The sequence below is a fragment of the Pseudomonas migulae genome (genome assembly GCF_024169315.1).
Lineage (GTDB): Bacteria > Pseudomonadota > Gammaproteobacteria > Pseudomonadales > Pseudomonadaceae > Aquipseudomonas > Aquipseudomonas migulae_B.
In genome coordinates this window covers 4,834,977-4,859,746 of sequence record NZ_JALJWR010000001.1, presented here as the reverse complement: position 1 = coordinate 4,859,746, position 24,770 = coordinate 4,834,977, and the positions used below count along the sequence as shown (strand labels likewise).

Here is a 24,770-nt window from a genome sequence, read left to right as displayed (position 1 = left end):
GTTGGATGTAACGGCCTCATCGCGGGCAAGCCCGCTCCCACAGTGATAGGCGTCGTTCACAAAACCTGTGGGAGCTGGCTTGCCAGCGATGGCGATTCCAAGGACACAAAAAACCCGCCGATGATCACTCATCGGCGGGTTTTTTATTGGCAGCTAACGCTTAGATCGCGCCACGCTGACGCAGCAGATCCAGCACTTGCTTGACGCTTTCTTCCAGCGACAGCGACTGGGTGTCGACCACGAGGTCGGCGTCCAGCGGCACGTCGTACGGGAAGGAGTCGCCCGGGATGTTGTCCCCGGCCGCCGCATACAGGCCTTGCGGATCACGCTCGGCGCAGACCGTTGGCGAAGCCTGGACGTAGACCGTCAGCAAACGTTCTTTGCCGATCAGGTCCCTGGCCTGTTCACGGCCTTCGGCACTCGGCGCAACGAAGGCGGCCAGCGTCAGCAGACCGGCTTCGTTGAACTGACGCGCCACATGCGCAGCACGACGCCAGTTCTCGGTACGCCCGGCGCGATCCTGTGGCAGACCTTTGTTCAGGTCGTGACGCAGGTTCTGGCCATCGAGCACAAACACCGCACGGCCCATGTCGAACAGCTTGCGCTCGACCGCGTAGGCCAGCGTGCTTTTGCCCGCGCCCGACAAGCCGCTGAACAGCACGGTGGCCGGTTGCTGACCGAAACGCTGGGCGCGTTCTTCGGTGGCAACGTGAGCGAGCTTGCCATGGTGCGTGCTGCTGCCATGCGCCAACGGCTGAGCGATGATCATGCCGGCAGCGACGGTGCCATTGGTCAAACGATCAATGACGATGAACGAACCGGTGGTGCGGTTGCTGGCGTAACCGTCCAGCGCGATGGCCGCGTCGAGGCTGATCTTGACCCGACCGATCTCGTTCAACTGCAACGAGCTCGCCGCCCCTTCCTCCAGGGTGTTCACGTCAACGCGGTTGACGATGCTGGTGATCGAACCCGGCACGTAAGTCGTGGCGCGCTTGATGTCGTATTTCTTGCCCGGCAGCATCGGCTCTTCGGCCATCCACACCAGCATGGCGTCGAAGGCGTCGGTCACTTGCGGCAGGTTGTCGGCATGCACCAGCAAGTCGCCGCGGGAGATGTCGATTTCGTCTTCCATGGTCAGCGTGACAGCCTGGCCTGGACCGGCGTGTTCCAGCTCACCTTCGAAGGTGACGATGGATTTGACGCGGCTGCTCTTGCCCGACGGCAGCACAACGACTTCGTCGCCCTTGTGCACGATGCCGCTGGCCAGGGTGCCGGCGAAGCCACGGAAGTTCAGGTTCGGACGGTTGACGTACTGCACCGGGAAACGCAGGTCGGTGTAGTTACGGTCGCTGGCGATCTCGACGGTCTCGAGGATTTCCATCAGCGACTGGCCGGTGTACCACGGCGAGCGCTCGGACTTGTTCACCACGTTGTCGCCTTTCAGCGCCGACATTGGCACGAAGGCCATGGTGGTCGGCTTGAACGCGATGCCTTCGGCGAATTTCAGGTAATCGGCCTTGATCGACTCGAACACGGTTTCGTCGAAGCCGTTGAGGTCCATCTTGTTGATGGCGACAACGATGTGCTTGATGCCCAGCAACGAGGCAATGAAGCTGTGGCGACGGGTCTGGGTCTGCACGCCGTAGCGGGCGTCGACCAGGATGATCGCCAGGTCACAGGTGGACGCACCGGTGGCCATGTTGCGGGTGTACTGCTCATGACCGGGGGTGTCGGCGATGATGAATTTGCGCTTGGCGGTGGAGAAGTAGCGGTAAGCGACATCGATGGTGATGCCCTGCTCACGCTCGGCCTGCAGGCCGTCGACCAGCAACGCCAGGTCGATGTCTTCGCCGGTGGTGCCGACTTTTTTCGAGTCGCGGGTGATGGCTTCCAGGTGATCTTCGTAGATTATCTTGGAGTCGTGCAGCAGGCGCCCGATCAGGGTGCTCTTGCCGTCGTCGACGTTGCCACAGGTCAGAAAGCGCAGCATTTCCTTGCGTTCGTGCTGGCCCAGGTAGGCGAGGATGTCCTCGCTGATCAAATCAGATGCGTGCGACATGACAACCCCTTAGAAATAACCCTGACGTTTCTTTTCTTCCATCGAGCCTGCGCCATCGTGATCGATGACCCGGCCCTGGCGTTCGGAAGTTCGCGTCAGGAGCATTTCCTGAATGATGTCGGTCAGGCTGGTGGCCTCGGACTCGACCGCACCGGTCAACGGGTAGTCACCCAGTGTGCGGAAACGGACTTTCTTCTTGACGATGCGCGCCTTGTCTTCGTCGCTCAGGTGATTGAGCAGGCGTTCGTCGTCGATCATGATCCAGGTGCCATTCATCTCGATGACGTCGCGCTCGGCGGCGAAATACAACGGCACGATCGGGATGCCTTCGAGGTAGATGTACTGCCAGATGTCCAGCTCGGTCCAGTTCGACAACGGGAAAACGCGGATCGATTCGCCCTTGTTGACGTTGCCGTTGTAGACGTTCCACAACTCTGGACGCTGGTTCTTCGGATCCCAGCGGTGCTTGGTGTCGCGGAAGGAATACACGCGCTCTTTGGCACGGGACTTCTCTTCATCGCGGCGAGCGCCACCGAACGCGGCGTCGAAACCGTACTTGTCGAGGGCCTGCTTCAGGCCTTCGGTTTTCATGATGTCGGTGTGCTTGGCACTGCCGTGGGTCAGCGGGTTGATGCCCTGCGCGACGCCATCGGGGTTCACGTGCACCAGCAGGTCGAGGCCGAGCTCTTCGACCATGCGGTCGCGGAACGCATACATTTCCTTGAACTTCCACCGGGTGTCGACGTGCATCACCGGGAACGGCAGTTTGCCCGGGAAGAATGCCTTGCGCGCAAGGTGCAGCATCACGGCGGAGTCTTTACCGACGGAGTACAGCATCACCGGGTTATCGAACTCGGCGGCGACCTCGCGGATGATGTGGATGCTTTCGGCCTCCAGCTGTTTCAGATGCGTCAGTTTGTCGACCATGGCTACTCACGAAAACGATCTTATGGACGGCCAGCGGGCCGTGTTCGAGCGGGGAATCCTAGCACAGCGACCTCTTCTAATCAGGACGCGAGCTAGATCGAAAGGGTATATGAATATACCCCCTCGTTTGGGCTCGGGCCCTTTGTAGGAGCGAGGCTTGCCCGCGAATAACGTTAACGCGGTGCCTCAGGTACACCGCGTTATCGTTCTTCGCGGGCAAGCCTCGCTCCTACAGGAATGTGTGAAAACTAGATCGGATTCGGGCAATCGATGAAAATATGCTCCAGCGCAAACCGTCGCGCCAGGTAATCGCCCAACGCCTGCACACCATAACGCTCAGTGGCATGGTGGCCGGCGGCGATGAAGCTGATGTCGTTTTCCCGGGCGCTGTGGAATGTCTGTTCGGACGCTTCACCACTGAGGTACAAATCGACCCCGGCCAGCACGGCCTGATCGATGTAACCCTGGCCGCCACCGGTGCACCAGCCGACCCGGCGGATCATCTCGCTGCCTTCGATCAGCAACGGCTCGCGGCCCATGACTTCCTGCACGCGGCGGGCGAAATCACGCGGTGTCACCGGTTCGCTCAGAGAACCCACCAGACCGACAACTTTAAGGTTATCCGGATCAAGCGGGCCTTCGACGGTGATGTCCAGCTGACGCGCGAGCTGCACGTTGTTGCCGACTTCCGGATGCAGGTCCAGCGGCAAGTGATACGACAGCAGACTGATGTCGTGCTTGAGCAGGGTTTTCAACCTACGCTGCTTCATGCCGGTGATGCACGGGTTCTCGCCTTTCCAGAAATAACCGTGGTGCACCAGCACCAGATCGGCCTGGGCTTCGACCGCCGCGTCGAGCAATGCCTGACTGGCGGTGACGCCACTGACGATGCGCATCACCTGCGGCCGACCCTCAACCTGTAACCCGTTGGGGCAATAATCGGCAATCTTGGCACTGTTCAGATAACGGTCAGCTTCTTCGACCAGGGTGCTCAGGGCGACGGCCATAAAAGACTCCTAAATATCCCGTTCAGAGGCGCGCGCGGCCTCGTATAATGCGCGACATTATGGGCGGTCTCATACCGCCTGCAACCTTCCAGGACGTGCTTAATGCTCAAGGCGCTGCGTTTTTCCGGCTGGCCGCTGTTGGCCGGCGTGCTTATCGCTCTGTTGATCATCCAGCGTTACCCGCAGTGGGTCGGGCTTCCGAGCCTCGACGTCAACCTGCAGCAAGCCCCGCAGACCACCACGATGCAGCAAGGTCCGGTGTCGTATGCCGACGCGGTCACCACCGCCGCGCCGTCGGTGGTGAACCTGTACACCACCAAAGTCATCAACAAGCCGAATCATCCGCTGTTCGAAGACCCGCAGTTCCGTCGTTTCTTCGGCGACAATTCGCCCAAGCAGAAACGCATGGAATCGAGCCTCGGCTCCGGCGTGATCATGAGCCCCGAAGGTTACCTGCTGACCAACAACCACGTGACCAGCGGCGCCGACCAGATTGTGGTTGCATTGAAGGACGGCCGTGAAACCCTGGCACGCGTCATCGGCAGCGACCCGGAAACCGACCTCGCGGTCCTGAAGATCGATTTGAAAAACCTGCCGTCGATCACCGTCGGCCGTTCCGACAACATCCGCATCGGCGACGTGGCCCTGGCCATCGGCAACCCGTTCGGCGTCGGCCAGACCGTGACCATGGGCATCATCAGCGCCACCGGCCGCAACCAGCTGGGCCTGAACAACTACGAAGACTTCATCCAGACCGACGCCGCGATCAACCCCGGCAACTCCGGCGGTGCACTGGTGGACGCCAACGGCAACCTGACCGGCATCAACACCGCGATTTTCTCCAAGTCCGGCGGCTCGCAAGGCATCGGTTTCGCGATCCCGGTGAAACTGGCGATGGAAGTGATGAAGTCGATCATCGAACACGGCCAGGTGATTCGTGGCTGGCTGGGTATTGAAGTGCAGCCGTTGACTCAGGAGCTGGCGGAATCGTTCGGTCTGTCAGGACGACCGGGCATTGTGGTCGCGGGTATTTTCCGTGACGGCCCGGCGCAGAAGGCTGGCTTGCAATTGGGTGATGTGATTCTTGCGATCGATGGCGAACCGGCGGGCGATGGCCGTCGCTCGATGAATCAGGTGGCGCGGATCAAGCCATCCGACAAGGTCACGATACAGGTGATGCGCAACGGCAAAGAAATCAAGCTCACCGCCGAGATCGGTTTGCGTCCGCCGCCTGCGCCGGTCAAAGAGAAAGAAGAAGAGTAAGCAGCAACACAAAACCCCGTAGGGGCGAGGCTTGCGCGCGAAGAACGATAACGCGGTGTACTTGATGCACCGTGTCATCGTTCTTCGCGGGCAAGCCTCGCTCCTACAGGGTCAGCAGTGCGTTAGAGGTCGCCGAGGCCGTCGATCAATGCCTGATTCTGTTCCGGCGTGCCGATCGAGATCCGCAGGAACTGGGCAATCCGCTCCTGCTTGAAGTGCCGAACGATCACGCCCTGTTCGCGCAGCTTCGCCGCCAGCCCCGCCGCATCGTGCTGCGGATGACGGGCGAAAATGAAGTTAGCCGCCGACGGCAACACCTCAAAACCCTTGCCCTGCAACTGCGAGATCACCCATTCACGGTGTTCGATCACCAGGCGGCACGTCTTGTCGAAGTACTCACGGTCCTCGAACGCAGCCGCAGCGCCGACATTCGCCATGCGATCCAGCGGGTAGGAGTTGAAGCTGTTCTTGATCCGCTCCAGCGCCTCGATCAGATCCGGATGCCCGACCGCCAGCCCTACTCGCAGGCCAGCCAGCGAACGGGATTTGGACAAGGTCTGAGTCACCAGCAAATTCGGATAGCGGTCCACCAGACTGATCGCCGTTTCGCCACCAAAGTCGATGTAAGCCTCGTCCACCACGACCACCGAATCCGGGCTGGCCTTGAGAATCTGCTCAACCGCGTCCAGCGTCAGCAGGCAACCGGTCGGCGCGTTCGGGTTGGGGAAAATGATCCCGCCGTTCGGTTTGGCGTAGTCCGCCGGGTCGATCTGGAACTGCTCGTCCAGCGGCACCGCGTCGAACGTGATGCCATACAGCCCGCAGTAAACCGGGTAGAAGCTGTAGCTGATATCCGGGAACAGCAGCGGTTTATCGTGCTGCAGCAAACCGTGAAAGATGTGCGCCAGGACTTCATCGGAACCGTTGCCGAGGAACACTTGATTGCCCTGCACGCCGTAATACCTGGCGACTGCGCTCTTGAGCACATCACTGTTCGGGTCCGGGTACAGACGCAGGTTGTCGTTCAGTTCGGTCTGCATCGCGGCCAAGGCCTTGGGCGATGGGCCGTAAGGATTTTCGTTGGTGTTGAGCTTCACCAGTTTTGCCAGTTTCGGCTGCTCGCCCGGTACGTAAGGCACCAGATTCTTGACGAACGGGCTCCAGAATTTACTCATGTTCAGTTCCCCTGCCCTTGTGAAAAGTCTTCGTCAAGGATGCGGTATTCGGCGCTCCGCGCGTGGGCGGTCAGCGACTCGCCACGGGCCAGCACGGAAGCGGTCTTGCCCAGGTCGGACGCACCCTGCTCGGAGCAGAAGATGATCGACGAGCGTTTCTGGAAGTCGTACACACCCAGCGGCGAGGAGAATCGCGCAGTGCCGGAAGTCGGCAATACGTGGTTCGGACCGGCGCAATAATCGCCCAAGGCTTCGGAGGTGTGGCGGCCCATGAAGATCGCACCGGCGTGGCGGATCTGCGGTAACCAGGCTTGCGGATCGGCAACCGACAACTCCAGGTGCTCCGGTGCGATGCGGTTGGCCACTTCAATGGCCTGTTCCATGTCACGCACTTTGATCAGCGCACCACGGCCATTGATCGACGTTTCGATGATCTCGGCGCGCTCCATGGTCGGCAGCAGTTTAGCGATGCTGGCGGCGACCTTGTCGAGGAATTCGGCGTCCGGGCTGACCAGAATCGCCTGGGCATCTTCGTCGTGTTCGGCCTGGGAGAACAGGTCCATGGCGATCCAGTCCGGATCCGTCTTGCCGTCGCACACCACGAGGATTTCCGATGGACCGGCGATCATGTCGATGCCGACCTGGCCAAACACATGGCGCTTGGCGGTGGCGACATAGATGTTGCCCGGACCGACCACCTTGTCGACCTTCGGCACGCTTTCGGTGCCGTAAGCCAGCGCGGCAACCGCTTGTGCGCCACCGATGGTGAAGACGCGGTCAACGCCGGCAATGCAGGCGGCGGCCAGCACCAGCTCGTTGATTTCACCGCGCGGGGTCGGTACGACCATGACCACTTCGGTCACGCCGGCCACCTTGGCCGGAATCGCGTTCATCAATACGGACGACGGGTAAGACGCCTTGCCGCCCGGCACGTACAGACCGGCGCGATCCAGTGGCGTGACCTTCTGGCCCAGCACGGTGCCGTCGGCTTCGGTGTAGCTCCAGGAGTCCTGCTTTTGCTTCTCGTGGTAGCTGCGCACGCGGGCCGCGGCTTTTTCCAGGGCTTCGCGCTGAGGCACGGTGATTCGGGTCAGGGCCAGTTCCAGGCGTTCGCGCGGCAGGATCAGGTCGGCCATCGAGGCGACGTCCAGACCGTCGAACTGCCGGGTGAAATCCACCAGCGCCGCATCGCCGCGTTCGCGCACGGCCTTGATGATGTCCAGCACCCGCTGATTGACCGAGTCGTCAGACACACTTTCCCAGCTCAGCAGATGATCCAGATGATGCGCGAAATCCGGGTCAGCAGCGTTGAGTCGGCGAATTGCAGTCGGTGCGGTCATAGCGAGAGCCTCATAGGATTGGCAAAAAACTCAGGCGCCCGAAGCTAACATTCGATCCGCTTGGGCACCTGAGAATTCTGGCTATGAGGCGGATAGACGGCGCGCCTTGCAGTCGCGCAGGTGAATCAGCCGCGGTGTCGAGACTCCACTGCCTTGCGCAGGGTGTCGATCAACGCCTGGATACGGGCGTGCTGCATTTTCATCGAAGCTTTGTTGACGATCAGCCGGGAGCTGATGTCGGCAATGAAATCCTGAGGTTCCAGGCCATTGGCTCGCAGCGTATTGCCGGTGTCGACCACGTCGATGATCTTGTCCGCCAGACCGATCAGCGGCGCCAGTTCCATCGAGCCGTAGAGCTTGATGATGTCGACCTGGCGGCCCTGTTCGGCGTAATAGCGCTTGGCAATGTTGACGAACTTGGTGGCCACGCGAAGACGGCCCTTGGGCTCGACGTCGCCGACACGACCAGCGGTCATCAGCTTGCAGAGGGCAATTCGCAGGTCCAGAGGCTCGTACAGGCCCTGGCCGCCGTATTCCATCAGCACATCTTTACCGGCGACGCCCAGGTCAGCGGCACCATGTTCGACATAAGTCGGCACGTCGGTGGCGCGCACGATCAGCAGGCGCACATCGGCCTGGGTCGTGGGGATGATCAGCTTGCGGCTCTTGTCCGGATTCTCGGTCGGCACGATGCCCGCTTCAGCCAGAAGCGGCAGGGTGTCGTCAAGGATGCGGCCCTTGGACAGTGCGATGGTCAACATGGGAAACGTCAGTCCTTATCAAGGTACGTGCCCGGTCACAAACGGCGCCGGACACACATCGAGGGTGAAGCACCCCCGACTTGAAACGAATTCAACGGGCACATCCTTATGCCCATGCAGCAAAAAAACTAGCCCGGTACGCGACGGATCTTGGCGCCGAGCATCTGCAGTTTCTCTTCGATGCACTCGTAACCACGGTCGATGTGGTAGATGCGGTCGATCAGGGTGTCGCCTTCAGCGATCAGCGCCGAGATCACCAGGCTGGCCGAAGCACGCAGGTCGGTGGCCATGACTGGCGCGCCTTTCAGCTTCTCGGTGCCGGTAACGATGGCGGTGTTGCCTTCGACCTGGATCTTGGCGCCCATGCGGTGCAGTTCATAGACGTGCATGAAGCGGTTTTCGAAGATCGTCTCGATCACGGCACCGGTGCCTTCGGCAATGGCGTTGAGCGAGATGAACTGCGCCTGCATGTCGGTCGGGAACGCCGGGTACGGAGCAGTCCGCACGTTGACGGCTTTAGGCCGCTTGCCGTGCATGTTCAGCTCGATCCAGTCTTCGCCGCAGGTGATTTCGGCGCCCGACTCGCGGAGTTTTTCCAGGACGGCTTCGAGGATGGTCGGATCCGTGTCCTTGACCTTCACGCGACCGCCGGTCACGGCAGCTGCCACCAGGTAGGTGCCGGTTTCGATACGGTCAGGCATCACTTTGTAAGTGGTGGTGTGCAGACGCTCGACGCCATCAATGGTGATGGTGTCGGTGCCGGCGCCAGTGATCTTGGCACCCATGGCAATCAGGAAGTTCGCCAGGTCGACGACTTCAGGCTCGCGTGCGGCGTTGGCCAGAACGCTGCGGCCCTTGGCCAGAGCGGCGGCCATCATGATGTTTTCGGTACCGGTCACGCTGACGGTGTCGAAGAAGAAGTGCGCACCGCGCAGGCCGCCTTCAGGGGCCTTGGCCTTGATGTAGCCGCCTTCGACGTCGATGACCGCGCCCATGGCTTCAAGACCACGGATGTGCAGGTCCACCGGACGCGAGCCGATGGCGCAACCGCCAGGCAGTGCGACTTCGGCTTCACCGAAACGGGCAACCATCGGGCCCAGCACCAGGATCGACGCACGCATGGTTTTCACCAGTTCGTACGGTGCGATCAGGGTCTTGATGGTGCGCGGGTCGATTTCGACGCTGAGCTTCTCGTCGATCACCGGCTCGATGCCCATGCGACCGAACAGCTCGATCATGGTGGTGATGTCATGCAGGTGCGGCAGGTTGGCAACGGTAACCGGGCCATCGCACAGCAAGGTTGCAGCCAGGATCGGCAGGGCAGAGTTCTTTGCCCCGGAAATGCGGATCTCGCCATCAAGACGAGCGCCACCGGTAATAATCAATTTATCCATAAGAATCTCGACGCCCTTGGGCTCAGGTGCGCTCGGCCCAGGCCGCGCTGCTGAAAAATTTCATAGTGACCGCATGGATGCTGCCATCGGTGATCCATGGGTTCAAATGGGCATAGACCTGCTGCTGACGCTTCACCGGGCTCAACGCCGCCAGTTCATCGCTAATCACGTTCAGCTGGAAATTGCAGCCTTCGCCTTCAACTTCCACCTGCACTTGTGAAAGAGATTCGGACAGCTTTCCTTCAAGGAAGCTCTTTACTTCGGTGGCCTGCATGCTCAACCTCAATCGGCGCCCTGTGCGCGCGGGTCGGACATCATACAAAAAAGCCCCGCGCCTGCGAACCCCGCGAAGCAGGACTCTGACGGGGGGCTTCCTTATCGATGCGGTTAGGGATGCGCCAACAGCTCGGTCAATTCGCTGACCTGAGCAATTTCACGCATGTCTTCTGGCATTGCACGGATGCTCAGCGGCTTGCCGGCCTCCTGCGCATCACGCATGAAACACAGCAACAGCGACAAGCCAACGCTGCTGGACTTCAACACCGCCGAACAATCCACCACCAGTGTGGCGGCCTTGCTGGCCTTGATCAGTGCCTGGCCCTGCTTGCGCAGGCCCGGACCGGTGCGGTAGTCCAGCATGCCGCTGAGCATCAGCTCACCGGATTCATTCATGCGAATGGCCGATACACTCATTGGGCTTGCTTCTCGCTGGCTTCCTTGGCTTTGGCGACTTCACCGGCCCAACCATTGATGGTCTTGTCCAGGTCGTTGCCATTGCGCTGCATCGCATCAGCGAACTGATCACGGAACAGCTTGCCGATGTTGATGCCATTGATGATCACGTTGCGCAGTTTCCACTCGCCATTGATCTTTTCGAGTGTGTAGGACACAGGATAGATCGCGCCGTTACTGCCTTTGACGGTCATGCCAACGCTGGTGCGATCGCCCGACTCGTCTTTGGCCGGATCAACGGTGATGCCCTGGTTGTTGTACTCAAGCAAAGCATTGCCATAGAACTGGAACAGGCCCCTCTTGAAGTTTTCCTCGAAGGTTTTCATCTGTGCCGGCGTGGCTTTCTTCGAATACTTGACCGTCATGATGCTCTTGGAAATGCCCTCGGCATCCACCACAGGCCCGACGATGGTGTTCAGAGCCGTATAGAAATCCTGCGGATCCTGCTTGTACTTCTCTTTGTTGGCGGACAGATCCGCCAACAACCGGGTTGTGGTGTCCTGGACCAGTTCGTGCGCGGAAGGCGCCGCCACGGCGTTAGCCATCAACGGCAGGGCCGCGAGTAATACCAACAGGCCACGTCGCAAGGTAGAGATCATTCAAAAGCTCCTCATTTGGCGTCTTTGCTAACGGTATTGAGCAGGAATTTACCGATCAGGTCCTCGAGCACCAGCGACGACTGGGTGTCATGGATGGTTCCACCATCCTTGAGCAGGCCTTCTTCGCCGCCCACGCTGATACCGATGTATTTCTCGCCCAACAGGCCAGCAGTCAGAATAGATGCAGTGGAGTCCGTCGGCAGGTTATCTACACGCTTTTCCAGTTGCATCGTCACCCGACCGGTGAAGCTGTCGCGGTCCAGATCGATCGCCGTGACCTTGCCGATGGTCACACCGGCCATGGTCACTTTAGCTCTGACCGTCAAACCGGCGATATTGTCGAAATAGGCATAAAGTTTATACGTATCGGTCGTTGCGCTCGGGGACAGGCCACTCACCCGCAACGCCAGCAACAGCAAAGCCAGGATGCCAGCCAGCAAGAAAAGGCCGACACCGATTTCCAGGGTGCGGTTTTGCATCAGAAATCTCCAAACATCAAGGCGGTCAGAATAAAGTCCAGGCCGAGTACAGCCAACGAGGCATACACCACGGTCTTGGTAGTGGCACGACTGATCCCCTCGGATGTGGGCTCGCAGTCATAGCCTTGGAATACGGCAATCCAGGTCACGACAAAGGCGAAAACGATACTTTTGATGATGCCGTTGAGCACATCGTCAGTGAACGTCACGCTGTTCTGCATGTTGGACCAGTAGGAACCTTCATACACACCCAGCCAGTCGACGGCCACCCACGAACCACCCCAGATCCCCACGACGCTGAAAATCATCGCCAGCACCGGCAGGGAAATGAAGCCGGCCCACAGGCGCGGGGCAATGATGTACTTGAGCGGGTCGACACCAATCATTTCCAGACTGGACAGCTGCTCGGTGGATTTCATGTTGCCGATTTCAGCCGTCAGGGCTGAACCGGCGCGTCCGGCGAACAGCAATGCCGTGACCACGGGGCCCAATTCGCGCAGCAAGGTCAGGGCAACCATCTGCCCCACCGCCTGCTCCGAACCGTAGCTGGACAGGATATTGAACCCTTGCAGCGCCAGCACCATGCCGATGAACACCCCGGAGACCACAATGATCACCAGGGACATCACGCCCACCGAATGCAGCTGCTTGATCAGCAGGCCGAACCCACCGCCGATGCCACCACGGCCGAGCAAGGCATGAAACAGGAAAATCGTCGAACGGCCGAACACCGCCAGCACGTCGATGCCGGCGTGACCGAACCGGCGCACGCGTTCTATGAGTGAAATCTTGCGCATCAACGCTTCCCCAGAAGATCTGCGCGGTAATCCGTCGCTGGAAAGTGGTATGCGACCGGGCCGTCGGGTTCGCCGGTCATGAATTGGCGAATCCGTGGCTCTTGCGAGTTCATCAGTTCCTCAGGCGTGCCCTGCCCCAACACCTGGCCTTCACCGACCACATAGATGTAGTCGGCGATGCTCGCGGTCTCGGCCAGGTCGTGGGAGACCACGATGCTGGTGATGCCCAGGGCATCGTTGAGCAGGCGGATCAGGCGCACCAATACGCCCATGGCGATCGGGTCCTGACCGACGAAGGGTTCGTCATACATGAGAATCTGCGGATCGAGGGCAATCGCCCGGGCCAGCGCGACACGGCGCTTCATGCCGCCGGACAGCTCGTCAGGCATCAGGTCGATGGCGCCACGCAGGCCCACGGCCTGTAATTTGAGCAGGACGATGTCCCGGATCATTTCTTCCGGAAGCTCGGTATGAACGCGTAGCGGAAAGGCGACGTTCTCGAACACGTCGAGATCGGTAAACAGTGCGCCGCTCTGAAACAGCACGCCCATGTGCTTGCGCGCATCGAACAGATCGCTGCGCGACAGTTTCGGCAGGTTCTGACCGTTGACCCAGACTTCACCCTTGGTCGGGCGCAATTGGGCGCCCATCAAACGCAACAGTGTGGTCTTGCCACACCCCGAAGGCCCCATGATGCCGGTGACCTTGCCGCGTGGAATACGGATATCGACGTTATTGAAAATGCTGCGCGCACCGCGCTTGAAGGTCAGTCCCTTCAGCTCGACCGCGTAGGCGTTATCGGCACTCATCTAAACTCCTTGCGATGCAGCCTCTCACTCGGACGCCTGACTTTCTGACGAAAGCACATACCTCCCGGGCAGGCCGAACTGGCGGCGAACTATATCACTGCAAAGGCCAACCGCCCAAGGGCCAAGCCAGGTCATGTTCAGCGATATGGCGGGCAAAACGCTTCATTTAGAAGGTTTAAGTAACAGGGAATGTCAAAGCGCGACGAACTTGCGTGAGGGTTTCGATCATTACCGCTATAATCGCCGCCTTTTCATCAGGCTATACGATTTCTGACATGAGCCAATCCAGCGACCTGATTCAATCAGCACAACGCACCATCCGCCTCGAACTGGAAGCCGTACAAGGCTTGCTGCCCCATATCGACGCAGATTTCGTACGCGCTTGCGAGATGATTCTGGCCAGCAAAGGCCGCGTGGTCGTGGTCGGCATGGGCAAATCGGGGCATATCGGCAACAAGATTGCCGCCACCCTTGCCAGCACCGGCACCACGGCTTTCTTTGTGCACCCGGCCGAAGCCAGCCATGGCGACATGGGCATGATTACCCGCGACGACATCATCCTGGCCTTGTCGAACTCCGGCTCCACCAATGAAATCGTCACCCTGCTGCCGCTGATCAAGCGCCTGGGCATCCAATTGATCAGCGTGACCGGCAATCCCGACTCCCCGCTAGCCAAGGCTGCCGAGGTCAACCTCAACGTGCACGTCGAGCATGAGGCCTGCCCGTTGAACCTGGCCCCGACGTCGTCGACCACCGCTGCCCTGGTCATGGGCGATGCCCTGGCCGTTGCGTTGCTCGAAGCCCGCGGCTTTACCGCTGAAGACTTCGCCTTTTCCCACCCCGGTGGCGCGCTGGGTCGACGCCTGCTGTTGAAAGTGGAAAACGTCATGCACGCCGGGCAGGAACTGCCGCAGGTGCAGCGCGGCACCCTGCTCAAGGACGCGCTGATGGAAATGACCCGCAAGGGCCTGGGCATGACCGTTATTCTGGAAACCGACGGCAAGCTCGCCGGGATCTTCACCGACGGTGATTTGCGCCGTACCCTGGATCGCAGCATCGATATTCACAGCGCCACGATCGACCAGGTCATGACTGCCCACGGCAAGACTGCCCGCGCCGAAATGCTCGCCGCCGAGGCCCTGAAAATCATGGAAGACCATAAAATCAACGCGCTGGTCGTGGTCGACAGCGAAGACCGTCCGGTCGGCGCCTTGAACATGCACGACTTGCTGCGCGCGGGAGTAATGTAATGAGCACGGACCTGCTGCAACGCGGCAAACAGATCAAGCTGGCGGTATTCGACGTCGATGGTGTCCTGACCGACGGGCGCCTGTACTTCCTTGAAGACGGCAGCGAATTCAAGACCTTCAACACGCTCGACGGCCAGGGCATCAAGATGTTGATGGCAGCCGGCGTACAGACCGCTATCATCAGCGGCCGCAAGACCCCGGTGGTCGAGCGACGGGCGAAGAACCTCGGCATTCCCCACCTGTATCAGGGGCGCGAAGATAAACTGGTGGTACTGGACGAACTTCTCGCCCAACTCAACCTAAGCTATGAGCAAGTCGCCTACCTCGGTGACGACCTGCCAGACCTGCCGGTGATTCGCCGCGTCGGCCTGGGCATGGCAGTGGCCAACGCCGCCAGTTTCGTGCGTGAACACGCCCATGGCATCACCCAGGCCCGTGGCGGCGAGGGTGCCGCCCGCGAATTCTGCGAATTGATCCTGCGCGCCCAGGGCCGCCTCGATGCGGCCAACGCCGCGTACCTGTGAGCCAACTATGCTGAGCAAGAAATTTCGCAACATCCTGATGTTCGGTTGCATCGCAGCGATTTTTGCGGCGGTCGGCTATTGGAACATCAGCCCGGAACGCTTCCTCGACCAGCCAGTGGCAAAGGTCGATGAAAGCGCGATCGACTATTACGCACTCAACGCCCACAGCGTGCAGTACTTGCCGGACGGCAAACTGCAGTACGAAATGACGTCCGACAAGGTTGAACACCTGAAGGCGACCGAAGTGACGCTGTTGACCAATCCGGACCTGAACCTGTTCCGCGGCACCCAGTTCCCCTGGCACGTCCAGAGCGAGCACGGCGAAGTCAATCCGGATGGCACCCAGGTCGAGCTGATCGACTCGGTGCGCATCACGCGTTTCGACGAGAAAAACCGCAAGACCCTGATTACCACCACCCGCATGACAGTGTTCCCGCAGCAGCAATATGCGCAGACCGATCAACCCGTTAGAATCGACGGCGCTGGTGGTGTCTCGACTGGCAAGGGAATGAAAGCGTATTTGAAAGAAAGCAGGATACACCTGCTATCGAACGTAAGAGGACAGTATGAGGCTCGTTAAAACTCTCCCTATTTTGCTCGGTCTGGGCGCAGCACTGGGAAGCGTGAGCGCCTGGGCTCTGCCGAACGATCAACAGCAGCCTATCCGCATCCAGGCCGACGATGCCCAACTGGACGACAAGAATGGCATTGCCACCTATAAAGGTGACGTGATCATCACCCAGGGCTCGATGATCGTTAAAGGCAATACTGTGACCATGACCCGCACCGCTGCCGGCGACATCGACGTGGTGACTTCGGTGGGCAACCTCGCCTATTTCGAACAACTGCAAACGGCGGGCGACACCAAGCCGGTTCAGGGCTGGGGTGTGACCATCCAGTATCACGCTTCGCAAGACCGCGTCGTGCTGATCGATCGCGCCAAAGTTGTCGATAAAGACGGTAACGTCACTCAAGGCGAGAAAATCGTCTACGACACCAACAAAAAACTCGCCAGCGCCGGCCGTGCCACAGGCACCAACGTGACCGAGTCGCGTCCGCGCATCGACATGGTGATCCAGCCGAAAAAGAAAACCGAAGAGCAAAAGGCCCCTTAATGGCAACTCTGAAAGCTCAGCATCTGGCCAAGAGCTACAAGAGCCGCCAGGTCGTGCGCGACGTCAGCCTGTCCATCGACAGCGGTCAGATCGTCGGCCTGCTTGGTCCGAACGGCGCCGGCAAGACCACATGCTTCTACATGATCGTCGGGCTTGTCCAGGCTGATCAGGGGCGCGTCCTGATCGACGATCTGGACGTCAGCCACCAGCCGATGCACGGTCGTGCGAAGGCGGGTATCGGCTATCTTCCGCAAGAAGCGTCGATCTTCCGCAAACTCTCGGTCGCCGATAACATCATGGCCATCCTCGAGACGCGCAAGGAACTCGACAAGGCCGATCGTCGCAAAGAGCTGGAAAGCCTGCTGCAGGAATTCCACATCAGCCACATCCGGGACAACCTCGGCATGAGCCTGTCCGGTGGTGAACGCCGCCGCGTGGAAATCGCCCGCGCTCTGGCGACCAACCCGAAATTCATCCTCCTCGACGAACCCTTCGCCGGTGTGGACCCGATTTCCGTGGGCGACATCAAGCAGATCATCTACCACCTCAAGGCCAAGGGCATTGGCGTGCTGATCACTGACCACAACGTCCGTGAAACACTGGACATCTGCGAAACCGCCTACATCGTCAACGATGGCCAGCTGATCGCCGAAGGTGACTCTGCCACCATCCTGGCCAACGACCTGGTCAAGGAAGTGTATCTGGGCCACGAGTTCCGCCTGTAAGCGCTGAGGTGTCTGGCTGGTTGTCCGAGCGCTCGCCGCGATAAAAAATCAATACTTTTTTATTGTTACAGCGCTCTAGGCAAACGCTGCAGTTTCGGGCATATAATTTGCTTATGTTTGGCGCTTCGGCGCCCTGTAGTGGATGGCGCATGTGCGCCGGCGAATAAGGTGTTAAGCCCCTGCCATGAAACCATCGCTAGTCTTGAGAATGGGCCAGCAGCTGACGATGACACCGCAGCTGCAACAGGCCATCCGCCTGCTCCAATTGTCGACCCTGGACCTGCAACAGGAAATCCAGGAAGCCCTGGAGTCCAATCCGATGCTCGAACGCCAGGAAGAAGGCGACGACTTCGATAACGCCGACCCCTTGGCCGACAAAGCCGAACAGCAACCCAACGCCGATGTTTCGGAACCCTCCTACCAGGAAACCGCCCCGACGGTGGACAACCTCGACGAGGGCGACTGGAACGAGCGCATTCCCAACGAACTGCCCGTCGACACTGCCTGGGAAGACGTCTATCAGACCAGCGCCAGCAGCCTGCCGAGCAACGATGACGACGAGTGGGATTTCACCACCCGCACATCGGCCGGTGAAAGCCTGCAGAGCCATCTGCTGTGGCAACTGAACCTGGCGCCGATGTCCGACACCGATCGCCTGATCGCCGTGACCCTGATCGATTGCATCAACAATCAGGGCTACCTGGACGAAACCCTCGAGGAAATCCTCGAAGCCTTCGACCCGGAACTCGACATCGAACTGGACGAGATCGAAGCCGTCCTGCACCGCATCCAGCAGTTCGAACCGGCCGGCATCGGCGCCCGCAACCTCGGTGAATGCCTGCTGCTGCAATTGCGCCAGCTGCCCGCCAAGACACCCTGGCTGGCCGAGGCCAAGCGCCTGGTCACCGACTATATCGATTTGCTCGGCAGCCGCGACTACAGCCAGCTGATGCGCCGCATGAAGCTCAAGGAAGATGAACTGCGCCAGGTCATTGAACTGGTCCAGAGCCTCAACCCGCGTCCTGGCTCGCAGATCGAGTCCAGTGAAGCCGAATACGTCGTTCCCGACGTGATCGTGCGCAAGGACAACGAGCGCTGGCTGGTAGAACTGAACCAGGAATCGGTACCGCGGCTGCGGGTCAACGCCCAGTACGCCGGTTTTGTGCGCCGCGCCGACACCAGCGCCGACAACACCTTCATGCGCAATCAGCTACAAGAAGCCCGCTGGTTCATCAAGAGCCTGCAGAGCCGTAACGAAACGCTGATGAAAGTTGCCACCCAGATCGTCGAGCATCAACGCGGTTTTCTGGAATACGGCGACGAAGCGATGAAACCGCTGGTACTGCATGACATCGCTGAAGCGGTGGGCATGCACGAATCGACGATTTCCCGGGTGACCACGCAAAAATTCATGCATACCCCTCGGGGCATATATGAGCTGAAATACTTTTTCTCCAGCCATGTCAGCACCTCCGAAGGCGGCGAATGCTCGTCCACGGCGATCCGCGCGATCATCAAAAAACTGGTTGCGGCGGAAAATCAGAAAAAGCCGTTGAGTGACAGCAAGATCGCTGGTTTACTGGAGGCACAAGGCATTCAGGTGGCTCGCCGCACCGTCGCCAAGTACCGCGAATCCCTCGGGATCGCGCCTTCGAGCGAACGCAAGCGGTTGATGTAGAGCCACGCCACAGCGTTCCAGTGGTAGATCATCTGATCTACCGCTTTATGCACTGGCAACGAAGGAGAAGCTGTATGCAAGTCAACATCAGTGGACACCAACTGGAAGTGACCGAACCTCTTCGCACCTACATCGGCGAAAAACTCGAACGATTAGAACGGCATTTCGACAAGATCACCAACGTGCAGGTCACGATGACGGTCGAGAAGCTGAAGCAGAAAATCGAAGCCACGCTGCATATTCCCGGCAATGAAGTGGTCGCAAACGCGGAACATACCGATATGTACGCGGCGATCGACGCGCTGACCGACAAGCTGGATAAACAACTCAAAAAGCATAAGGAAAAGACCCAGAGCCTCCTCCAGGGCGCGACCGGTCGTTAACACTCCCAACCCATGATCCGACTTGAAAGCATCCTGACCCCCGGCCGTTCCCTCGTGAACGTGCCGGGCGGCAGCAAAAAGAAAGCCCTCGAGCAAATTGCCAACCTTATCCATAAAGAAGTGCCGGATCTGGAGATGCAAGATGTCTTCGAGGCTTTGATTGCCCGTGAAAAACTGGGCTCGACCGGTTTTGGTAACGGCATCGCCATCCCCCACTGCCGCCTGAAAGGCTGCACCTCGCCGATCAGTGCCTTGATGCACCTGGATGCTCCCATCGATTTCGACGCCATCGACGGCGCCCCGGTTGACCTGCTGTTCGTTCTGCTGGTCCCGGAAGCCGCTACCGATGCGCACCTTGAATTGCTCCGCCAGATCGCAAGCATGCTTGATCGCAAGGAAGTCCGTGATCGCCTGCGCAGCGCCCCGAGCAATGAAGCCTTGTATCAGGTTGTCCTGGACGAGCAAAACGGGCACTAATCATGCGCTTGATCATCGTCAGTGGCCGCTCCGGCTCAGGTAAAAGTACCGCGCTCGATGTTCTCGAGGACAACGGCTATTACTGCATCGACAACCTGCCCGCCGGGTTGCTGCCGGAACTGGCCGAACGTGCGTTGATTCATACTGAGCTGGCGCAGCCGCTGGTTGCCGTCTCCATCGACGCGCGCAACCTGCCGAGCCATCTGAGCCGATTTCCGGAACTGCTCGCAGAAGTCCGCAGCCGGCATATCCAGTGCGATGTCCTGTACCTGGACGCCGACGAAGAAACATTGCTCAAACGTTTTTCGGAAACCCGCCGTCGCCACCCGCTGAGCAGCGCCAATCGCTCGCTGGCCGAGGCGATCAACGATGAAACCAACCTTCTCGGGCCGATTGCCGACCTCGCCGATCTGAAGGTCAACACCACCAATCTGAACCTGTATCAGCTGCGCGACACCATCAAGTTGCGCCTGCTGAACCAGCCGGAACCCGGCACTGCGTTTTTGGTGGAGTCTTTTGGATTCAAGCGGGGCATGCCGGTGGACGCCGACCTGGTGTTCGACGTGCGCTGCCTGCCGAACCCCTATTGGAAGCCGGAACTGCGCGAGCAGTCCGGGCTTGATCAGCCGGTTGCCGAGTACCTGGCGGCCCAGCCGGACGTCGAGGAGATGTTCCAGGACATTTCCACGTACCTGCTCAAATGGCTGCCCCGCTTTGCCGCCAGCAACCGTGCTTATGTCACCATTGCCATTGGCTGTACCGGCGGGCATCACCGCTCCGTCTACCTGACCGAACGTCTGGGTCAGGTCCTGCAAAAATCCCTGAAGAATGTCCAGGTCCGCCACCGCGACCTCAGCTAAAGGATTCACATCGCGATGCCTGCTCTGGAAATCGAAATCATCAACAAGTTGGGCCTGCATGCCCGCGCATCCGCGAAATTTGTCGGAGTCGCCGGTCAATTCAAGGATTGCACGATAAGGGTAGGACGCACGCCGGAATCCACGGTCGACGGTAAAAGCATCATGGCCATGATGATGCTGGCCGCCGGCAAGGGCACCAAAATCCATTTGAGTACGGAAGGCGAGCAGGAACAGGAAGCGCTGGACGCGCTGGTGGCGTTGATCAATAACTACTTCGACGAAGGCGAATAACACCGCAACCCGATGGGCTTTTTGTGGCGAGGGGGCTTGCCTCCGTTCGGCTGCGCAGCAGTCGTGATGTCAGTGAATGCAGTGTGTCTGTCGTACATCGGTAGCATGTTTCAGGGCCGTTTCGCGACCCAACGGGAGCAAGCCCCCTCGCCACAAAAGCTCTACACCGCTCAAGCGAGCGCGGTATCCATCACCATCATCAAACAAAACCCGATCAGCAGCCCAAGGCTGGCCAGCTTGTCGTGACCATGGCGGCGCGACTCGGGGATGACTTCATGCGTGACCACCAACAGCATCGCCCCGGCCGCCAGCGCCAATCCCAAAGGCAACAGCAACTCGGCCAGGCTCACCAGCCAGGCGCACAACAGTGCGAAGACCGGCTCGACCAACCCTGACGCCGCACCGATCAGGAACGCCTTGACCCGCGACATCCCTGCCCCGGCCAGCACCAACGCAATGACCAGGCCTTCCGGTACATCCTGCAAGGCAATGCCCATGGCCAGACTGTCAGCGTCGGGCATGCCGCCGCCGGCCGAGACGCCGACCGCCATGCCTTCAGGAATGTTGTGGGCGATGATGGCAAACACGAACAACCAGATCCGTGGCGGAATCACCGGCCGCTCCAGTGTCCCGACGAGCATCTCCGGTGAAGCGCCGGAGACCTTTCGATCCACCAGAAACAGCCCGAACGCCCCCAGCATGATGCCGAAACTGATCAGGCCGCTGGCCGCCCAAGGCGTCAGCCCCAGGCTTTCAGCCGCAGCGATACCCGGAACGATCAACGAAAACGCTGTCGCCGCGAGCATCACCCCGGCACCGAAGCCGAGCAGCGTATCGCTGACCGCCTGAGGCATGCGCCGGATCACCAGCACCGGCACCGCGCCCAAGGCGGTACCCAACGCGCAGATCGCACCGCCCTGTAAGGCGCGTAGCAGTTTCGGTTCAAGATCCAGCCACGCCAGGCCCTGGGCGACCAATAAGCTCATACCCGCCAGCAGTAACAGCGACCCCAATGCGTAACGAAACATCCGCCCACTTCCGATCGCCAGTGTTTCAGTGCCCATAGTCCGCCCAGGATTGTTTTTATAGAAGACTTAAACCAGTGCAGCCTGATAGCGCGCAGCGACTTCAGGCCAATTGATTACGTTGTAAAACGCGTTGATGTATTCCGGGCGACGGTTTTGATATTGCAGGTAATAGGCGTGCTCCCACACGTCCAGGCCGAGGATGGGCGTATTGCCGTTCATCAACGGGCTGTCCTGGTTGCCGCTGCTTTCCACGACCAGGGTCTTTTGCGGGGTCACACTCAGCCAGGCCCAGCCGCTGCCGAAACGGGTCAGCGCGGCTTTGGTGAACGCGTCCTTGAAACGGTCGAGGCCACCCAGTTGCTCATCGATTGCCTTGGCCAGCTCGCCGTCCGGCTGACCGCCGCCGTTGGGCACCATGACTTCCCAGAACAGCGAATGGTTGGCATGACCCCCACCCTGGTTGATCACCGCCGCGCGGAGTTTTTCCGGGAGTTGCTGGACGGCAGCCACCAGTTTTTCCACCGGCCACTCGGCAAACTCGGTGCCTTCGACGGCCGCGTTCAGATTGTTGATGTAGGTCTGGTGATGCTTGGTGTAGTGGATTTCCATGGTCTGCGCATCGATGTGCGGTTCCAGGGCATCGTAGGCGTACGGCAAGGCAGGCAAGCTAAAAGCCATTTCAATGGACTCCTTGATGTAAAGGCGCAGCGGGCGACGCGGCATCGATGTGCAGCAAACGATGAGTACGCGGGTATTCGCCGTGCTCGCTGATGAAATTCAGCAGTTCGACGTAGGTTTTGCTGCTCTGACGCAGTGCGGCTTCGCGTAATGCGGGCGCCAGCCGCGGGTCCTGCATGGTCTGCAATAGCCGCTGGTGGATGGCGCACAGGTATTCGGCGCTCTCCTCCGGCTGGTTCAGACGCAAATGCAGGTCCGCCAGGTTGTGGTGGGAAATCACGCAGGCCGCTACCGCTTCGTCGGCATCCGCCCAGCGCTCGAACAACACCTGGGCCAGGGCCAATGCCTGCAGGTAAGCCTCGCGGGCATCCACTAGCTCGCCCAGCATGAAACAGCGGTTTGCCCTTTCGATCGTGCGTTTCCAGTGCTCCATGGTGAGCCTCCAAAGCGGTTGCGGTAATTACACGCCGCCTGCAGTGAGCTTTTCCGGATTGAGCAACTCTTCCAGTTGGCTACGGGTCAGGTCGGTGTGTTCCAGAGCGACATCGATCACCGGCCGGCCTTGCTGATAAGCCTTCTTGGCGATTTCAGCGGCTTTCTGGTAACCAATGATCGGGTTGAGTGCAGTGACCAGAATCGGGTTGCGCGACAGCGCTTCCTTGAGCCGGGCTTCGTTGACCTTGAAGCTGGCGATGGCCTTTTCACCCAGCAGGTGGCTGGCGTTGGCCAGCAACTCAATGCTGCTCAGCAGGTTCTGGGCGATGATCGGCAGCATCACGTTCAGCTCGAAGTTGCCCGACTGGCCTGCGATGGTGATGACGGTGTCATTGCCGATCACTTGGGCGGCGACCATCGCGGTGGATTCCGGGATCACCGGGTTGACCTTGCCGGGCATGATCGACGAACCCGGCTGCAAGGCTTCGAGTTCGATTTCGCCGAGGCCGGCCAGCGGGCCGGAGTTCATCCAGCGCAGGTCGTTGGCGATTTTCATCAGCGAAACAGCGGTGGTTTTCAGCTGCCCGGAGACCGCAACGGCAGTGTCCTGGGAGCCGATCAGCGCGAACAGATCGGTGCCCGGCTTGAACTGCACCTGAGTCAGCGTGCTCAACTGTTGACTGAAACGCGCGGCGAACTCGGGATGCGCATTGATGCCGGTGCCCACCGCCGTGCCGCCCTGCGCCAGGGATTGCAGGCTCGGCAGCAGATCCTGCAGATGACCGATGTTGGCCTTTAGCTGCTGCGCCCAACCGTTGAGCACCTGGCTCATGCGTACCGGCATCGCGTCCATCAAGTGCGTGCGACCGGTCTTGACGTGATGGTGAACCTCTTCAGCCTTGTGCTCGATCACTTGCACCAGACGCACCAGCGCCGGCAGCAGTTGCTCATGCAACGCCAGTGCAGCGCTGACGTGGATGGTGGTCGGGATGATGTCATTGCTGCTCTGGCCGCAATTGACGTGATCGTTGGGGTTCACCGGCTCACCAAGCAGACGGCTGGCCAGGGTCGCGATCACTTCGTTGGCGTTCATGTTGGAACTGGTGCCGGAACCGGTCTGGAAAATATCCACCGGGAAGTGCTGCATGAAGTCGCCCTGCAGCAAGCCCAGTGCCGCGTCGACGATGGCTTTGCCCTGGGATTCGCTGATCTGCTTGAGTTCGACGTTGGCTCGGGCAGCGGCGGCCTTGGCCAGGATCAGTGCGCGGATGAACTGCATCGGCATTGGCTTGCCGCTGATCGGGAAGTTATTCACCGCACGCTGGGTCTGTGCGCCGTAAAGCGCGTCCACCGGGACCTGAAGCTCGCCCATGCTGTCGCGCTCAATACGAGTCTTGTTCATCAGAAAATCCTTGCACCAGTTCAGTAAGAGGAATCGAGGGCTGCAACTCGCAGGTCGCCAGTTGCCAGGTGTAGCTTTGCCAGCGCTTGAGGCGGCACTTGCAGAGGGAGAGGCGTTCGAGTTCGCGCAGCGGGCGCCACGCCTGATCCAGGCAATAAGTCCGCCAGTGCCAGGGCAGTGCGACATCGGCGGCGGTGTCGAGCAGCAAGCGGAAGGAAGTTTCGGCGATGGTCCAGGGTGAGGTCGCCGTGCAGCACGCGAGATACCGGCCTTCGGCGAGGTAATGCTCAATCAGGCGAGGCTCGTCGGGATCCATCGCGCAACGGATCTGGCGACTCATCCAGCGCCAGTTTTCGAGGTACGGCTGCTCGTGCAAGGCAGAACTCATGATCCGGGCTCATTCGGTAATGAGATTCATTATTATATGATAATGAGAACCAAAACAAGTCTGGCGGCACACTGAAGTCATTGTGGGAGCGGGCTAGCTCGCGAAGAGGCCATCACATTCAACATCAACGTTGACTGATACGCCGCCTTCGCGAGCAAGCCCGCTCCCACACTGGGACGGTGCATGGCGCATAA

At 59.8% G+C, this 24,770-nt stretch carries 29 protein-coding genes; 11 read left to right on the top strand and 18 right to left on the bottom strand.

Going from position 1 to position 24,770, the window contains the following annotated elements; genetic code table 11:
- Positions 1-160: 160 nt before the first annotated feature.
- The 3 genes from cysN to J2Y86_RS22245 form a co-directional block, all read right to left on the bottom strand.
- Positions 161-2,059, bottom strand: coding sequence for a sulfate adenylyltransferase subunit CysN (gene cysN, locus J2Y86_RS22255; protein ID WP_253436420.1), 1,899 nt, complete (start codon positions 2,057-2,059; stop codon positions 161-163).
- A 9-nt stretch (positions 2,060-2,068) separates the two neighbouring features.
- Positions 2,069-2,986 (bottom strand): sulfate adenylyltransferase subunit CysD, encoded by a 918-nt coding sequence (gene cysD, locus J2Y86_RS22250; RefSeq protein WP_010463281.1) that lies wholly within the window; start codon positions 2,984-2,986, stop codon positions 2,069-2,071.
- 248 nt (positions 2,987-3,234) lie between these two features.
- Positions 3,235-3,993 carry a Nif3-like dinuclear metal center hexameric protein gene (locus J2Y86_RS22245; protein WP_214380695.1) on the bottom strand — a complete coding sequence of 253 codons (759 nt, stop codon included), beginning with the start codon at positions 3,991-3,993 and terminating at the stop codon, positions 3,235-3,237.
- 102 nt (positions 3,994-4,095) lie between these two features.
- Between J2Y86_RS22245 and algW the strand changes: the two genes are divergently transcribed.
- Complete coding sequence (gene algW, locus J2Y86_RS22240; RefSeq protein WP_253436416.1) at positions 4,096-5,256, top strand: Do family serine endopeptidase AlgW; 1,161 nt, start codon at positions 4,096-4,098, stop codon at positions 5,254-5,256.
- A 122-nt stretch (positions 5,257-5,378) separates the two neighbouring features.
- Here algW and hisC read toward each other — a convergent pair whose 3' ends face one another.
- The 10 genes from hisC to J2Y86_RS22190 all read right to left on the bottom strand — a co-directional run bounded on the left by hisC (position 5,379) and on the right by J2Y86_RS22190 (position 13,342).
- On the bottom strand, positions 5,379-6,431 hold the full coding sequence (gene hisC, locus J2Y86_RS22235; RefSeq protein WP_253436413.1) for a histidinol-phosphate transaminase: 1,053 nt from the start codon (positions 6,429-6,431) through the stop codon (positions 5,379-5,381).
- Positions 6,432-6,433: 2 nt separating this feature from the next.
- Positions 6,434-7,771, bottom strand: coding sequence for a histidinol dehydrogenase (gene hisD, locus J2Y86_RS22230; protein WP_253436410.1), 1,338 nt, complete (start codon positions 7,769-7,771; stop codon positions 6,434-6,436).
- Between the two features lie 125 nt (positions 7,772-7,896).
- Positions 7,897-8,532, bottom strand: a complete 636-nt coding sequence (gene hisG, locus J2Y86_RS22225; RefSeq protein WP_253436407.1) for an ATP phosphoribosyltransferase — start codon at positions 8,530-8,532, stop codon at positions 7,897-7,899.
- 128 nt (positions 8,533-8,660) lie between these two features.
- The gene (gene murA / locus J2Y86_RS22220; RefSeq protein ID WP_017336551.1) at positions 8,661-9,926 is read right to left on the bottom strand and encodes a UDP-N-acetylglucosamine 1-carboxyvinyltransferase; all 1,266 of its coding nucleotides are present in this window, start codon (positions 9,924-9,926) and stop codon (positions 8,661-8,663) included.
- 22 nt (positions 9,927-9,948) lie between these two features.
- Entirely contained in the window at positions 9,949-10,200 is a 252-nt protein-coding gene (locus J2Y86_RS22215) for a BolA family protein (protein WP_253436403.1), read from the bottom strand.
- Between the two features lie 113 nt (positions 10,201-10,313).
- Entirely contained in the window at positions 10,314-10,619 is a 306-nt protein-coding gene (locus J2Y86_RS22210; protein ID WP_253436399.1) for an STAS domain-containing protein, read from the bottom strand.
- Positions 10,616-11,257, bottom strand: a complete 642-nt coding sequence (locus J2Y86_RS22205; RefSeq protein ID WP_253436396.1) for an MlaC/ttg2D family ABC transporter substrate-binding protein — start codon at positions 11,255-11,257, stop codon at positions 10,616-10,618. Before J2Y86_RS22205 ends, J2Y86_RS22210 begins: the two co-directional genes overlap by 4 nt.
- 11 nt (positions 11,258-11,268) lie before the next feature.
- The gene (gene mlaD, locus J2Y86_RS22200) at positions 11,269-11,736 is read right to left on the bottom strand and encodes an outer membrane lipid asymmetry maintenance protein MlaD (protein ID WP_010463308.1); all 468 of its coding nucleotides are present in this window, start codon (positions 11,734-11,736) and stop codon (positions 11,269-11,271) included.
- A complete protein-coding gene (gene mlaE / locus J2Y86_RS22195; protein WP_084318116.1) occupies positions 11,736-12,533 on the bottom strand; it encodes a lipid asymmetry maintenance ABC transporter permease subunit MlaE in 798 nt (265 codons plus the stop codon). Before mlaE ends, mlaD begins: the two co-directional genes overlap by 1 nt.
- Positions 12,533-13,342, bottom strand: coding sequence for an ATP-binding cassette domain-containing protein (locus J2Y86_RS22190; protein WP_028623782.1), 810 nt, complete (start codon positions 13,340-13,342; stop codon positions 12,533-12,535). Before J2Y86_RS22190 ends, mlaE begins: the two co-directional genes overlap by 1 nt.
- Positions 13,343-13,617: 275 nt before the next feature.
- On the opposite strand from J2Y86_RS22190, the gene J2Y86_RS22185 reads away from it, so the two are divergent.
- The 10 genes from J2Y86_RS22185 (at position 13,618) to J2Y86_RS22140 (ending at position 20,645) form a co-directional block, all read left to right on the top strand.
- Complete coding sequence (locus J2Y86_RS22185; protein ID WP_253436393.1) at positions 13,618-14,592, top strand: KpsF/GutQ family sugar-phosphate isomerase; 975 nt, start codon at positions 13,618-13,620, stop codon at positions 14,590-14,592.
- Entirely contained in the window at positions 14,592-15,116 is a 525-nt protein-coding gene (locus J2Y86_RS22180; protein ID WP_008037377.1) for a KdsC family phosphatase, read from the top strand. The genes J2Y86_RS22185 and J2Y86_RS22180 overlap by 1 nt, the downstream gene beginning before the upstream one ends.
- Before the next feature lie 7 nt (positions 15,117-15,123).
- Entirely contained in the window at positions 15,124-15,696 is a 573-nt protein-coding gene (lptC, locus tag J2Y86_RS22175; protein WP_253436390.1) for an LPS export ABC transporter periplasmic protein LptC, read from the top strand.
- A complete protein-coding gene (lptA, locus tag J2Y86_RS22170; protein WP_253436387.1) occupies positions 15,683-16,231 on the top strand; it encodes a lipopolysaccharide transport periplasmic protein LptA in 549 nt (182 codons plus the stop codon). Before lptC ends, lptA begins: the two co-directional genes overlap by 14 nt.
- Positions 16,231-16,956, top strand: a complete 726-nt coding sequence (lptB, locus tag J2Y86_RS22165; protein ID WP_017336541.1) for an LPS export ABC transporter ATP-binding protein — start codon at positions 16,231-16,233, stop codon at positions 16,954-16,956. The genes lptA and lptB overlap by 1 nt, the downstream gene beginning before the upstream one ends.
- Positions 16,957-17,140: 184 nt before the next feature.
- Positions 17,141-18,634, top strand: coding sequence for an RNA polymerase factor sigma-54 (locus tag J2Y86_RS22160; protein ID WP_017336540.1), 1,494 nt, complete (start codon positions 17,141-17,143; stop codon positions 18,632-18,634).
- Positions 18,635-18,708: 74 nt separating this feature from the next.
- Positions 18,709-19,017, top strand: coding sequence for a ribosome hibernation-promoting factor, HPF/YfiA family (gene hpf / locus J2Y86_RS22155; protein ID WP_007941242.1), 309 nt, complete (start codon positions 18,709-18,711; stop codon positions 19,015-19,017).
- 12 nt (positions 19,018-19,029) lie between these two features.
- Entirely contained in the window at positions 19,030-19,494 is a 465-nt protein-coding gene (gene ptsN / locus J2Y86_RS22150; RefSeq protein ID WP_253436383.1) for a PTS IIA-like nitrogen regulatory protein PtsN, read from the top strand.
- Between the two features lie 2 nt (positions 19,495-19,496).
- A complete protein-coding gene (gene rapZ / locus J2Y86_RS22145; RefSeq protein ID WP_253436380.1) occupies positions 19,497-20,354 on the top strand; it encodes an RNase adapter RapZ in 858 nt (285 codons plus the stop codon).
- A 15-nt stretch (positions 20,355-20,369) separates the two neighbouring features.
- The gene (locus tag J2Y86_RS22140; protein WP_253436377.1) at positions 20,370-20,645 is read left to right on the top strand and encodes an HPr family phosphocarrier protein; all 276 of its coding nucleotides are present in this window, start codon (positions 20,370-20,372) and stop codon (positions 20,643-20,645) included.
- 170 nt (positions 20,646-20,815) lie between these two features.
- Here J2Y86_RS22140 and J2Y86_RS22135 read toward each other — a convergent pair whose 3' ends face one another.
- The 5 genes from J2Y86_RS22135 to J2Y86_RS22115 are packed head-to-tail and all read right to left on the bottom strand — an operon-like array spanning position 20,816 to position 24,576.
- Positions 20,816-21,709, bottom strand: a complete 894-nt coding sequence (locus J2Y86_RS22135; RefSeq protein ID WP_253436374.1) for a ZIP family metal transporter — start codon at positions 21,707-21,709, stop codon at positions 20,816-20,818.
- Between the two features lie 30 nt (positions 21,710-21,739).
- Positions 21,740-22,351 carry a superoxide dismutase gene (locus J2Y86_RS22130; RefSeq protein ID WP_253436371.1) on the bottom strand — a complete coding sequence of 204 codons (612 nt, stop codon included), beginning with the start codon at positions 22,349-22,351 and terminating at the stop codon, positions 21,740-21,742.
- Position 22,352: 1 nt separating this feature from the next.
- A complete protein-coding gene (locus J2Y86_RS22125) occupies positions 22,353-22,784 on the bottom strand; it encodes a hypothetical protein (protein WP_253436367.1) in 432 nt (143 codons plus the stop codon).
- A 27-nt stretch (positions 22,785-22,811) separates the two neighbouring features.
- Entirely contained in the window at positions 22,812-24,188 is a 1,377-nt protein-coding gene (locus J2Y86_RS22120) for a class II fumarate hydratase (protein WP_253436364.1), read from the bottom strand.
- Positions 24,169-24,576 carry a FagA protein gene (locus tag J2Y86_RS22115; protein WP_253436361.1) on the bottom strand — a complete coding sequence of 136 codons (408 nt, stop codon included), beginning with the start codon at positions 24,574-24,576 and terminating at the stop codon, positions 24,169-24,171. The genes J2Y86_RS22120 and J2Y86_RS22115 overlap by 20 nt, the downstream gene beginning before the upstream one ends.
- Between the last annotated feature and the right edge of the window lie 194 nt (positions 24,577-24,770).